The organism is Ruegeria sp. CH11, from assembly GCF_056537105.1.
In genome coordinates, this window is sequence record NZ_JBQFQX010000006.1 from 97670 (window position 1) to 110964 (window position 13295).

8 protein-coding genes and 1 tRNA gene are annotated in these 13295 nt (G+C 59.4%); 4 read left to right on the forward strand and 5 right to left on the reverse strand.

Features of this window, described 5'->3' with window-relative positions:
* Positions 1–13: 13 nt before the first annotated feature.
* The 3 genes from ACR0LX_RS11605 to ACR0LX_RS11615 all read right to left on the reverse strand — a co-directional run bounded on the left by ACR0LX_RS11605 (position 14) and on the right by ACR0LX_RS11615 (position 4112).
* Positions 14–1903, reverse strand: coding sequence for an acyl-CoA synthetase (locus tag ACR0LX_RS11605; RefSeq protein WP_480783857.1), 1890 nt, complete (start codon positions 1901–1903; stop codon positions 14–16).
* Between the two features lie 156 nt (positions 1904–2059).
* The gene (locus tag ACR0LX_RS11610; RefSeq protein WP_480783858.1) at positions 2060–3880 is read right to left on the reverse strand and encodes an ABC transporter transmembrane domain-containing protein; all 1821 of its coding nucleotides are present in this window, start codon (positions 3878–3880) and stop codon (positions 2060–2062) included.
* Between the two features lie 158 nt (positions 3881–4038).
* Positions 4039–4112, reverse strand: a tRNA-Gly gene (locus tag ACR0LX_RS11615).
* A gap of 232 nt (positions 4113–4344) precedes the next feature.
* Between ACR0LX_RS11615 and ACR0LX_RS11620 the strand changes: the two genes are divergently transcribed.
* A complete protein-coding gene (locus ACR0LX_RS11620; RefSeq protein ID WP_480783859.1) occupies positions 4345–6234 on the forward strand; it encodes a PhoX family protein in 1890 nt (629 codons plus the stop codon).
* A gap of 54 nt (positions 6235–6288) precedes the next feature.
* Here ACR0LX_RS11620 and ACR0LX_RS11625 read toward each other — a convergent pair whose 3' ends face one another.
* On the reverse strand, positions 6289–6777 hold the full coding sequence (locus ACR0LX_RS11625; protein ID WP_480572732.1) for an Lrp/AsnC family transcriptional regulator: 489 nt from the start codon (positions 6775–6777) through the stop codon (positions 6289–6291).
* A gap of 103 nt (positions 6778–6880) precedes the next feature.
* Here ACR0LX_RS11625 and putA point away from each other — a divergent pair, with 103 nt between their 5' ends.
* Together putA and ACR0LX_RS11635 are read left to right on the forward strand one after the other, a co-directional pair.
* A complete protein-coding gene (gene putA, locus ACR0LX_RS11630; protein ID WP_480783860.1) occupies positions 6881–10282 on the forward strand; it encodes a bifunctional proline dehydrogenase/L-glutamate gamma-semialdehyde dehydrogenase PutA in 3402 nt (1133 codons plus the stop codon).
* 42 nt (positions 10283–10324) lie between these two features.
* Positions 10325–11068, forward strand: a complete 744-nt coding sequence (locus ACR0LX_RS11635; RefSeq protein WP_480783861.1) for a rhomboid family intramembrane serine protease — start codon at positions 10325–10327, stop codon at positions 11066–11068.
* A 9-nt stretch (positions 11069–11077) separates the two neighbouring features.
* Here ACR0LX_RS11635 and ACR0LX_RS11640 read toward each other — a convergent pair whose 3' ends face one another.
* Positions 11078–11899, reverse strand: coding sequence for an IclR family transcriptional regulator (locus ACR0LX_RS11640; RefSeq protein ID WP_480783862.1), 822 nt, complete (start codon positions 11897–11899; stop codon positions 11078–11080).
* 204 nt (positions 11900–12103) lie between these two features.
* On the opposite strand from ACR0LX_RS11640, the gene bhcA reads away from it, so the two are divergent.
* Entirely contained in the window at positions 12104–13294 is a 1191-nt protein-coding gene (gene bhcA / locus ACR0LX_RS11645; protein ID WP_480783863.1) for an L-aspartate--glyoxylate aminotransferase BhcA, read from the forward strand.
* The last annotated feature ends 1 nt before the right edge of the window (position 13295 follow it).

Here is a 13295-nt window from a genome sequence, read left to right on the forward strand (position 1 = left end):
TTCCTCCGGCTCTTTAGTCAGACCATTCCCACGGCCGGGTGAATGAGCCCAGCACTTTCGAAACATCGTCCTCGGAGGAGCCGTTCGCGTCAAGCTGCGCGACAAGCCCGCGTTTCTTGTCGTCAACGACCGAAACGACCCGGGCAGCGACGCCGGCGGTTTCCAACGCGCCGTTGTAAACGCGGGTGATCGCCTGTTTCCGCAAATCGGGCTTGAAAACTTTGCCAACGGCTGTTTTGGGCAACTCGCCCAGGATGGTCATGTGCTTTGGCTGCGCCGCGCGTTCATGCACGTGCACCTTGCAGAATTCCATCAATTCTTCTTCGGTTGCGGTCGCCCCTTCGACAAGCTCCACAAAGGCGCAAGGAACTTCACCCGAATGCGCGTCCGGCTGGCCGATTGCCCCTGCAAAAGCGACGGCGTCATGGCCCAGCAAAGCCTCTTCAATTTCAGCCGGGTCGATATTGTGGCCGCCGCGGATGATCAGGTCCTTGGCGCGGCCTGTGATCCACAGATAGCCATCTTCATCAAACCGTCCCAGATCTCCGGTCCGCAGGTATTTGTCGAAATGGTAGAGATTCGCGTTCTTGTCGACCTCGGTATAGGTGTTGCCCGCGTAAACGCCGGGGTTCGAGATGCAGATTTCACCGATCTGATCCGCGCCGCACTCGGCTGGCCCATTCGGTCCGTCCTTCAGGATTTTGACATCCGTGTACGGGAACGGAATGCCGATTGAGCCGATCTTTTTCTCACCGTCCACCGGATTGCACGACACCAGACAGGTCGCCTCGGTCAGGCCGTAGCCTTCGACGATGGTGACACCAGTCGCTTCTTCAAAGCGGCGGAACAGTTCGACCGGCAAAGGTGCCGAGCCTGAGAACGCAGTTTTCACGCTTGAGATATCAGCATCGACGGGCCGCTGCATCTTGGCCGAGATTGCGGTCGGGACGGTGATGATGAATGTCACCTTCCAACGTTCGATCAGCTTCCAGAAGTTGTCAAACACGCCGTCGCCGCGATACCCGGCGGGTGTCGGGAATATGACATGAGCGCCCGACGACACAGCGGCCATGACAATCACATGTACCGCAAAGACGTGGAACATCGGCAGCGGGCACATGATGACGTCATTTTCGTCAAAGAGCAGCGTGTTGCCCAGCCAGCCGTTGTAAATCAGGCCCGAATACTTGTGCTGCGCCACTTTCGGCATGCCCGTCGTGCCGCCGGTGTGGAAATAGCAGGCGACCCGATCTTCCTTGCTGTCTTCAAAACCCAAGGTCGTCGGCTGCTTGGCCAGTTCGTTGTTGAAGTTCAGATAGTTTGCGTGTGCCAGCTTTTCCTTGTCGCCCATTTTGGGGCGCAGAAACGGGACCAGCCACGATTTTGGCGGCGTCAGATATCGGTTCAGGTCAATTTCCAGAATGGTCTTGACCCCGGGCGCGTGACGCACGGCCTCTTCAACCTTCTGGGCCACATCCGTTTTGGGGAAGGATTTCAGCGTGACAACAACTTTGGCACCGGTTTCGCGCAGAATGGCCGCGATCTGTTCGGGTTCCAGCAGCGGGTTGATTGGGTTCACGATCCCGGCGACAGCACCGCCCATCATGGTGACCAGCGTCTCGTTGCAATTGGGCAGCACATAGGCAACCACGTCTTTTTCCCCGATACCCAACGAGCGGAACAGGTTAGCCGCCTGATTGACCTTGCCCAGTAGTTCGGACCATGTCAGCGTCTCGGCCTTGTCCGTCGGACCGGACAACAGTTGAAAACTGATCGCCTTGTGGTTCGGGAACTTTCCCGCGGTACGCGACAACAACTGATGGAATGTGACCGGCACATCCCGATCCTCCCATGGCATTTCCTGTTCGATGCGCGCTTTGTCTTCCAATCCCACAAAGGCCATGTGGCTCCTCCCCATTTTTCTCCCGTGTCGTGCACGGGCTTCTGTTCGCTCCAAGATGGAAGCAAATGAGGGCCCGCGCAAGCAAGGGCTTAGCTATGGAAAGCAACAAAATGTAGAATGACGCTACGGCGAGTCCCGGAATGCCGGTACGTCACTTCATTCGGCGGCCACACCATCGGTGAACTGAAGCCGCGCAAGGCGGGCATAAAGCCCGTCCTGAGCCACCAGATCGTCATGCGCGCCCTGCGCCACGATTTGGCCTGCCTCAAGCACCACGATCCGATCCGCTTTTTTTACGGTCGCGAGCCGATGTGCCACGATCAACGTTGTCCGACCAGCCCGCATCTGGTCGACCGCGCCCTGCACCGCACGTTCGCTTTCGGCATCAAGGGCCGAGGTCGCCTCGTCCAGCAGAAGGACCGGCGCATCCCTGAGAATGGCCCGTGCGATGGCGATACGCTGCTTTTGACCACCAGACAGCATGACGCCGCGCTCGCCGACGAAACTGTCATAGCCTTGCGGCAAGGCGGCAATGAAGTCATGTGCTGCGGCGGCACGGGCGGCGGCTTCAACCTCGGCATCGGTGGCGTCCAGACGCCCGAACCGGATATTTTCACGGGCCGAGGCGGCAAAGATCACCGGGTCTTGCGGCACCAGCGCCATGTGTTTGCGAAATTCCGCACGGTCGAGATCGCGCAGGTTCACACCGTCCAGACAGACCTGCCCCGCCTCGGGATCGTAGAACCGCTGAATGAGTTGGATGACAGTTGTCTTGCCCGCACCGGACGGGCCGACAAATGCCACGGTTTCCCCCGGTTTAATCGACAGGTTGAGTTGCTCCAGCGCCGCATGTTCGGGCCGCGACGGATAGCGGAAGGTGACGTCGTCGAACAAAATCTCGCCACGTACCGGCTGCGGCAGAGCCACGGTCCGCGACGGATCGGTCACGGTGTCTTGCGCATTCAGCAACTCGGCCAGGCGTTCGGTCGCCCCGGCGGCGCGTTGCAATTCGCTCCAGATTTCCGACAGCGCCGCAACCGAGCCCGCCATGATGACCGAATAGATCACGAACTGGATCAGAACGCCCTCGGTCATGATGCCGTTTCGCACGTCGTTGGCACCCATCCACAGCACGCCGACAATGCCCGAAAACACCAGAAAGATGACGATGACCGTCAGAATCGCGCGCGTCCAGATGCGTTTCAAAGACACCAGATAGGACGTCTCGGTCATGTCACCGAATTGTTTGCGGCTGGCCTGTTCGTGTGTAAAGGCCTGCACGGTCTGCACCGCACCCAACGCCTCGCCTGCATTGCCCGAAGATGCTGCGATCCAATCCTGATTTTCGCGGCTGATGACGCGCAGGCGGCGCCCAAGAACCAAAATCGGGACGATGACGATCGGGATCAGCAACAACACCAGACCGGTCAGCTTGGCGGAAGTCAGCAACATCAGGACTAGCCCGCCGATGAACATCAGCAAATTGCGCAATGCAATCGACACCGACGAGCCGATGACCGATTGAATCAGGGTCGTGTCGGTGGTGATGCGGCTCAGGACCTCTCCGGTCATGATGCGTTCGTAGAACTCGGGGCTCATCCCGATGACCCGGTCGAACACCGCCTTGCGGATATCGGCCACGACCCGTTCGCCTAGCCGCGTGACCAGCGCGTAGCGCACACCCGTTCCCACCGCCAGAATGGCCGCAATGCCCAGCGCCGCCAGAAAATACCAATCCAGCAGCTCTCCGTCCTCGATGCGGAAATTGTCGACGACCCGCCGCACCGCCAGTGGCAGCGTCAAGGTCATCCCGGCTGTCAACACCAGCGCAAGCGTGGCACCGATCATCAGCCCACGATAGGCTTTCATGAAGGGCCACAAAGACGCAAGAACACCCAGCTTTTTCGAGCTCGCCCGCTCTTCCTGGGCACCGGGGGCCTGGGTCTGAACCTGGGTATCGGTACGTGATCTTGCCATTTTTGGCCCTTGCCTTCAGATTTCGGGACCGGGGTGTCCCCGGTGTCAAAACTTCTTGGCGATACGGGCACCCGGGGTCAAGCGGTCAACCCGATTGCCACGTCCATTGGGGGCCATTTGACGCAAGCAAAATCCTGTACAAAGCTGTCTGGCTGAGCTGGAGCGGGTAGACGGAATCGAACCGACATAGCCTGCTTGGAAGGCAGGGGCTTTACCATTAAGCTATACCCGCTCAGCGTCTTGGCTGATTATTTTATGTGCCAACTGTCGTCAAGCAGGAAGTTGGAATTCTTTCCGCTCAGCCATGCTGCATCATCAGCGATACCGATTGAATAGTCTTGTTCCAAGACACAGACGCGCGCGGACAAATGCTGCACCTTGCCTTAAGACATGTTTAACTTTCCTGTCACAATCCACAGCTACATCCGGCTCATTCTACCGACTCAGACAGCCAGGAGCTATCCATGACCGACATCAACCCCACCACATTGTCTGCCGACGACTGGGACGAGTTGCATTTCCCACGCCCTGCGGAAAACGACTTTGACCGGGTTGTGGAAGCCGCCGTTTCCCGGCGTGGATTTTTGGCCGGAGTCGTGGCCTTTGGGTCCGGCGCTGCCGCGATGGGCACAGGTCTGTTAAGCTCGACCGCCGCGCAGGCTGTCGAAGCGTCGCGCTTTGCCTTTACCCCGATTGCTGCGCAAACCGACGGTAATGTCCACGTACCGGAGGGGTACGAGTGGAAAATGCTGATGCGTTGGGGCGATCCGCTGTTTTCGGATGCGCAGGGCTATGATCTGACCGACGGCGGTGCGGTCGAAAACTCCGACCGAATCTTTGGCGAGAACACCGATGGAATGGAGACCTTCTCGTTCCGGGGTCATGAATTGATCGCGATCAATCACGAATACCCGAACCGCAAGATCAACCTGCCCGCCGCGCAAGATGGTGTACCGGCCAGCGCCGACGATGTCCTGAAACTTCAGAACATTCAGGGCGTGACGGTGATGGAGATCAAAGAAGGCCCCGACGGCTGGTCGGTTGTCAAGGACAGCCCCTTCAACCGTCGTATCCACCACAACAGCCCGATGAAAATTGTCGGCCCCGCCGCCGGTCATGACCTGTTGAAGACCGAAGCCGACCCGACCGGTACCGCATCGCTGGGAACGATGAACAACTGCGGTTCAGGCAAAACACCCTGGGGCACGTATTTGACCTGCGAAGAGAACTTCAACGGCTACTTTGGCTCGTCCGACGAAAATGCCAACTACGACCAAAAAGTTGCCGACGGCTTCAAGCGCTATGGCGTGAAAGCCGAAAGCTGGAACGGCTATGAGCTGTTCGACCCGCGCTTTGACACGTCGAAAAACCCAAACGAGCCGCACCGCGCGGGCTGGATTGTTGAAATCGACCCGACCAAGCCCGAAAGCACCCCGGTCAAGCACACTGGCCTGGGCCGTTTCAAGCATGAGAATGCTGAAGTAGCCTTGTCAGCGGACGGTCGTGTCGTGGTCTATATGGGCGATGATGAGCGGGGTGAGTATCTGTACAAGTTCGTCTCGAACGCCGCCTACGCGCCCGGTGTCGATACCCAGTACCTGCTGAACGACGGCACGCTCTATGTTGCAAAGTTCAATGATGACATGTCCGGCGAATGGCTGCCGCTGACGCCGGAAACCACTGGCATGGACGCGGCCGAAATCCTGATTTTCACCCGCATGGCCGCATCCGCTGCGGGCGGCACAACCATGGACCGCCCCGAATGGGTGGCCTCCAGCCCTGTCACGGTCGAGGCCTATTGCTGCCTGACCAACAACAAGAACCGAGGCGTGAAACCAAATGCCGGAGGGGATGACACCGCTGCCAACGGCCCCAACCCGCGGGACGCCAACAAGTACGGTCAGATTGTTCGCTGGCGCCCGGCAGACGAGGATCACGCGGCCACCGGCTTTGACTGGGATCTCTACGTCATGGCGGGCAATCCCACGGTACATTCGGATGACCGCGCTGGTTCGCCCAACGTGAACGAAGGCAACCTGTTCAATTCGCCCGATGGTATGGCCATCGATTCAACCGGTCTGGTCTGGATTCAGACCGACGGCAATGACGACAACGAAGACGATTTCGCGGGCAACGGCAACAACCAGATGCTGGTTGGCGACCCCGTCACCGGCGAGATTGCTCGTTTCATGACCGGCCCGAATGGCTGTGAAGTCACCGGGCTGGCGTGGTCGAACGATCGGCGCACCATGTTTGTCGGCATCCAACACCCGGGCAGCAATTGGCCCGACGGCGGCACCCCCCGTTCGTCGGTGATCGCGATTAAGCGGGCCGACAACGGTTTGGTCGGCTGACCTTGTCCATAAGAATACAGCGCCCCCAAGAATTGGGGGCGTTTTCAATTTGGCTCAACCCTCTGAACCCGGTGGGTCCATCAAACCCGTCTCCTTAACCGCCTCCATCGCAACGAAGGTCGACGTGTTGGCCACATGCGGCAGCGATGAGATCTTTTCGGCCAACACAGCGCGGTATTGCGACATCGAACCGGTACGTACCTTGAGCAGGTAGTCGAAATTTGAAGCGATCATGTGGGCCTGTTCGATCTCGGCAATCCGCTGAACCGCCGCGTTGAATTCAGCCAGCGCCCGTTCGCGTGTGTCTGTCAGGCGAACTTCGACAAAGGCCACGTGATCCAGCCCCAACCGGATCGGGTCCAGCATGGCGCGATATCCGGTAATGATCCGGTCTGCCTCAAGCCGCTTGAGCCGCGCCTGCGTTGGCGATTTGGAAAGCCCGATCCGACGCGCCAGATCCGCCACCGAAATCCGTCCGTCTTCGGCCAATGCGGTCAGGATCGCCTGATCAAAGCGGTCAAGACCGGACAAGTCTTTTTGCATCGCAAATCCCCTTAATTTCGATCCAATCGACCTCTAAATGTCAATTTTCGGTCCATCGTCCCGGTCATTCACAGCTATACTGGACAAAAGCACCGGAGTACACATGTCACACAGCCTGCGCACAAAGATCGACTCTCTGACCTATGCCGATCAATCCGACATTCTTGATGCGCTGATTGCGCAGGCCGATCTGGCACCAGCCGACCGTAGCGCCATTTGCGAGTCAGCGGCACAGTTGGTGCGCGACATCCGCTCAAGCACCGCGCCGGGTCTGATGGAGGTCTTTCTGGCCGAATATGGTCTGTCCACCGACGAGGGCGTGGCGCTGATGTGTCTGGCCGAAGCACTGCTGCGTGTCCCTGATGCCGACACGATCGACGCTTTGATCGAAGACAAGATTGCACCATCGAATTGGGGCAAGCACCTGGGTCAGTCGTCGTCGCCACTGGTCAATGCATCGACCTGGGCGTTGATGCTGACCGGGCGCGTTCTGGACGATGGCGAAACCTCGCCCGTCAGCGCCATACGGGGTGCGATCAAACGGCTCGGCGAACCGGTAATCCGCACCGCCGTCGGTCGCGCAATGAAAGAAATGGGGCGCCAGTTCGTTCTGGGTGAGACCATCAAGTCCGCCATGTCCCGCGCCAGCGGGATGGAGGGCAAAGGCTATACCTATTCCTACGACATGCTGGGTGAGGCCGCCCGGACCGAAGCCGACGCCGCGCGTTATCATCTGTCCTATTCGCGTGCCATTGCAGCGATCGCCGAGGCCTGCACCCACGACGATATCCGCGCCAATCCGGGCATCTCGGTGAAACTGTCCGCTTTGCACCCGCGCTACGAATTGGCGCAGGAACAGCAGGTGATGGAGGAATTGGTACCGCGCCTGCGGGCGCTGGCCTTGCTGGCCAAAGCCGCAGGTATGGGCCTGAATGTGGATGCCGAGGAAGCCGACCGTCTGTCCCTGTCGCTTCAGGTCATCGAAGAAGTGATGGCCGAGCCCGCACTGGCCGGATGGGACGGATTTGGCGTGGTCGTTCAGGCCTATGGCCCGCGTGCGGCTTTGGTTCTGGATACGCTATACGACATGGCGGAACGGTATGACCGCAAGCTGATGGTACGGCTGGTCAAAGGTGCTTATTGGGATACTGAGATCAAGCGCGCGCAGGTCGAAGGGGTCGATGGGTTTCCGGTCTTCACGCAAAAGGCCGCGACGGACGTGTCCTACATCGCCAATGCCCGCAAACTGCTGGGCATGACCGACCGGATCTATCCGCAATTCGCGACGCATAATGCCCATACTGTCAGCGCCATCCTGCATATGGCAGATGTTCAGCCGTTCGAGTTTCAGCGCCTGCACGGCATGGGTGAAACGTTGCATCAAATCGTCAAGGATCAGCAAAACACACGTTGCCGCATATACGCCCCGGTTGGTGCGCACCGTGATCTTCTGGCTTACCTGGTCCGGCGCCTGTTGGAAAACGGCGCGAACTCGTCCTTCGTGAACCAGATCGTTGATGAAGATGTTGCACCCGAAGAAGTGGCCGCCGATCCGTTCCTGACCGTAGGGGGGCCATCTGCATCGTTGCCGACCGGGCCGCAACTGTTTGAACCCGAACGCCCGAACGCCCGAGGGTTCGATCTGCAGCACACACCTACGCTGGACCGGATCGATGCTGCCCGCGACGCGTTCCGCGCGCATCACTGGTACGCCTGCCCGCTGTTGTCCGGTGATGCCAAGCCGCTGGATGAGCACCCGGTCATCAACCCGGCGCAGCCTCAGGATCGTGTCGGCTCGGTTGCTGCAGCCAGCGATTCTGATGTGGAACTTGCATTGGCGTCCGCGCGACCGTGGAATGCGACGCCCCAGGATCGTAGCCGCGTGCTGAACGCCGCCGCCGACCTCTACGAAGCGCACTATGGCGAGCTTTTTGCCTTACTGGCGCGTGAGGCTGGAAAATCCGTGCCGGACGCGGTCGCGGAACTGCGCGAGGCGGTGGATTTCCTGCGTTACTACGCCGCTAGAATCCCGCAGGCAGACCCTGCTGGCATTTTCACCTGCATCAGCCCGTGGAACTTTCCTCTGGCGATTTTCAGCGGTCAGATTGCCGCCGCTTTGGCCACTGGCAATGCAGTGCTTGCAAAGCCCGCGCCGCAGACGCCTCTGATTGCACATCGCGCTGTCCAGTTGATGCACGAGGCAGGGGTGCCGCGCGACGCGCTGCAATTGCTGCCCGGCGGTCTGTCGGTCGGTGCAGCGCTGACGTCGGATCCGCGCGTGTCTGGCGTGGCCTTTACCGGGTCGACGGCAACGGCTCAGAAAATCCGATCTGCAATGGCGGACAATCTGCGCCCCGGGACGCCGTTGATCGCCGAAACCGGCGGTCTGAATGCCATGATCGTCGACAGTACCGCCCTGCCCGAACAAGCGGTACAATCGATCATCGAAAGCGCGTTTCAGTCGGCGGGACAACGCTGTTCAGCATTGCGCTGCCTGTACGTGCAGGAAGACATCGCCGACGACCTGCTGACCATGCTGCAAGGCGCAATGGATGCTTTGCAGGTTGGCGAGCCCTGGAAGATTTCTACCGATTGCGGTCCGGTCATTGATGCGCAGGCCCTGCAAACGATCACCGATCACATCGCTACGGCGCGCCTAGAGGGCCGGGTTCTGAAAGAATTGCCGACCCCGCCGATTGGTACATTCGTCGCGCCAACCCTGATCGAGGTATCGGGCATCGCGGCGCTGGAGCGCGAGATATTTGGCCCCGTCCTGCACGTCGCCCGGTTCAAAGCGCAGGAGATCGACGCAGTCATCTCTGATATCAACGCAACTGGGTATGGTCTGACCTTTGGTCTGCACACCCGGATCGACGACCGCGTACAGCATGTGACCGACGCCATCCACGCGGGCAATATCTATGTCAACCGCAACCAGATCGGCGCCATTGTCGGCTCGCAACCGTTCGGAGGTGAAGGCTTGTCCGGCACCGGTCCCAAAGCGGGCGGGCCGAACTATCTGGCTCGATTCTGTGCTCCGGATCGGCAAGCGACGTCTGAGACGTGGGACACGACAATGGCCGACTTACCCACCGCCGCAGGTAGCCCAGCTCAGGAAGAGACCCGATCTTTGCCCGGACCAACCGGTGAGTCCAACCGGTTGAGTGAATTCCCTCGCCCCCCGCTTTTGTGCCTTGGGCCGGGAAACGAAGCAACGCAGGCTCAGGTTAAGGCGGTGCAGGCCCTAGGTGGTAGGGCGATCTGCGCGACCGGCGCATTGGATCTGCACCGGCTTGAGAAACTGACCGGATTTGCCGGCGTCCTTTGGTGGGGGGATGACAGCACCGCGCGCGAGATCGAGCAACATCTGGCGCGCCGCCCCGGACCGATCCTGCCGCTGATCCCCGGTCTTCCGGACAGGACGCGGGTTCTGGCCGAACGCCATGTCTGCGTCGATACCACAGCAGCAGGTGGCAATGCCGCCCTGTTGGGAGGTGCGGCGTAAGCGGCCCTTGACGCTGGGCCGCGAAAAGCCCAGCGTCGCGCCATGTTTCCGATCCGCGATCATAATCCCTCGGGCCGCACGCCCTATGTCGTCTATGCGTTGATGGCATTGAATATCCTGATCTTCCTCAGCTATGTCGGGATCATGGACGAGGTTCGGCTGATCAACCGGCTGTATTTCGATTATGCCATCATCCCGGCCCGGATTGCGGATGGTTTCGCGCTGGAAACACTGGTGACGTCGATGTTCCTGCACGGCGGCTGGATGCATCTTGCGGGAAACATGCTGTTTCTTTGGATTTTCGGCGACAATCTGGAGGACGAAATGGGTCACCTGCCGTTTCTTCTGTTCTATCTTGTCGCCGGTATCGGGGCCGGGCTTGTCCATGTTGTGACCGCACCGGGGTCGGTTGTGCCGACCATCGGCGCGTCCGGTGCGATCGCTGCGGTGATGGGGGGCTATCTGCTGCTGTTCCCCAAAGCCCGCGTTGATATCCTTTTGATATTGATCGTTTATTTTCGCATCTTCACGATCCCTGCTTACATAATGCTGGGCGTATGGCTTGGGATGCAATTCGTCGGTAGCTTTGCCAGCGACCCGGATCAGGGCGGAGTTGCCTATTGGGCTCATACCGGCGGCTTCGCCGTGGGCCTTGTTTTGTGCATTCCGCTTTGGCTGAAACGCGGCGGCACCGAGTATTGGACGCGCACACACGGGCACCCGCCTCACCCGGAACACAAATACAAGCTGTCGCAATCGCGCATACCGCGCGTGCCCCGTAGGTAAAGACGGGGATCAGTCCGATGGACGGTGGCCACCGCTGAGGTCGGTGATCTCGGATGCAGCCTCAACCACCAGCGCGGCCAGATCCGCCGCACGATCTTGCCCGAACCGCACCGTCGGCCCCGAAACCGAAACACCGGCACAGGGTTCAGCCTTGTTGTCGAAAATGGCCGCACCAATACAGGACATGCCATAATATCGTTCTTCCCGGTCATGCGACCAGCCCCGGGCACGGGTTTCCGCCAGATCCCGCATCAAGTCATCGCCCGGCAACCGCGTATGTTCAGTAAAAGCCTCAGCGTCCAACCGTTGCATCAGTTTGGTCACAGCGCCTTCGCCAAGCTCTGACAAGATCGCCTTACCGGTGCCCGAGGCATACATGGGCGTCCGCGCACCCGGCGGGAAAAAGGCACGGATCGGGTTCTGCGTTTCGACCTGCCCCACAAACACAACCTCGGCCCCATCTGGTACCGCAAGATTGGCCGTTTCACCGCTTTGCTGCATAAGGCGACGCAGGATCGGGCGTCCAACCTCAAGCACGCTGTTGCGGCGCAGGAAAGACGCTCCGGTCCGATATGCCTCGATCCCGATCATCCATTCCTGCCGTTCGTCGTCGAAGGTGACGAAACCATGGTTTTGCAGCGTGGTCAGAATCCGATGCGTGGTGGCCGTGGGCACGCCGGTTTCGCGCGCCAGATCGCTTAACGCTGCGCGCTCGACGCGGGCGACCGCAGTCAGAACACCCAAGGCCCGGTCCAGCGACTGCATCGTCCCCGCCGAGCTTTCCTTGAACTGTGATTTGGGCCTGCCCCGTGGTCTTTTCTGAGTCTCCATTTTGGTCCCATCCTTGACGTCAAATCGCCCTTCGGCGCTGAAGTTTATTTTCAGCCCCAATCTCCACCCGCAGGAATGGAAAACAGGAACGCGTTTCTTAACAGCATATTAGCGGGTAAATTCGAAAAATGAAAATATTTTTCAAGAAAATTGCGAAATCCACCATTTCCGGCGACACTTATCCTCAAAGCGGAGGACACAGCGATGTCAAATCAGAACCCGGTCTTTATTCCCGGCCCAACGAACATCCCTGATCGGCTACGCCTTGCCATGCAGGTGCAGACTCAGGATCACCGCGCGCCGGATTTCGTCGAAACCTTTGCGCCCGTTCTTGAAGATACCAAAAAGGTGTTTGGCACCCAGAGCGGTCAGATTGTCACCTTCCCGTCCAGCGGGACCGGAGGGTGGGAGGCTGCCGTTACAAACACGCTCAGCCCCGGCGACAAGGTCTTGGTTGCGCGTTATGGGGTTTTCAGCCACCGCTGGATTGACCTGTGTGAACGGCATGGGCTGGACGTTCAGGTCGTTGAATGCACCTGGGGCGATGGCGCACCCGCCAATACGTTCCAGAACATCCTGTCGGACGACGCAGCCCATGACATCCGTGCGGTTCTGGTCACGCATAATGAAACAGCGACCGGAGTGCGCTCTGACATCGGTGCGGTTCGGCAGGCCATCGATGCGGCAGGCCATCCGGCGATGCTGTTTGTCGATTGCGTCAGTTCGCTGGCCTCAATGCCCTTCGAGTTCGACAAATGGGGTGTCGATATTGCAGTTTCTGGATCGCAAAAGGGGTTCATGCTTGCGACGGGTATGGCAATCCTTTGCGTCAGCCCAAAGGCTTTGGCTGCGATGGACACCGCCACTCTGCCGCGTACGTTTTTTGATTTCAGCGACATGATTGCGGCGAATGCGTCAGGCGGGTTTCCCTACACCCCGCCGCTGCAACTGATCTACGGCATGCGAGAAAGCCTGAAGATGCTGTTCGAAGAGGGTCTGGACAATGTATATGCCCGCCACTTCCGACTGGCCGAAGGTGTCCGCCGCGCCGTTGATGCCTGGGGGCTGGAACTGGTTGCCAACTCGCCCGAGCTGTATTCGGACACTGTCAGCGCGATCTACGTTCCCGAAGGGTTCGACAGCAATGCCCTAACGGATCATGCATTCAACGCCTATGGCGTCTCATTTGGCATCGGTCTGGGGCAGTTGAACAGCAAGGCCTTTCGTATCGGGCACCTCGGCAGTCTGACGGATGTTATGGTTCTGTCCGGGCTGGCCACAATCGAGATGGCGATGGCCGATCTGAACTACCCGATTCAGTTGGGTAGCGGCGTGGCTGCGGCACAGGAATACTACCGCTCTGGCCCGCATGGCCGGGCGCAAGCCGCGGCATAAG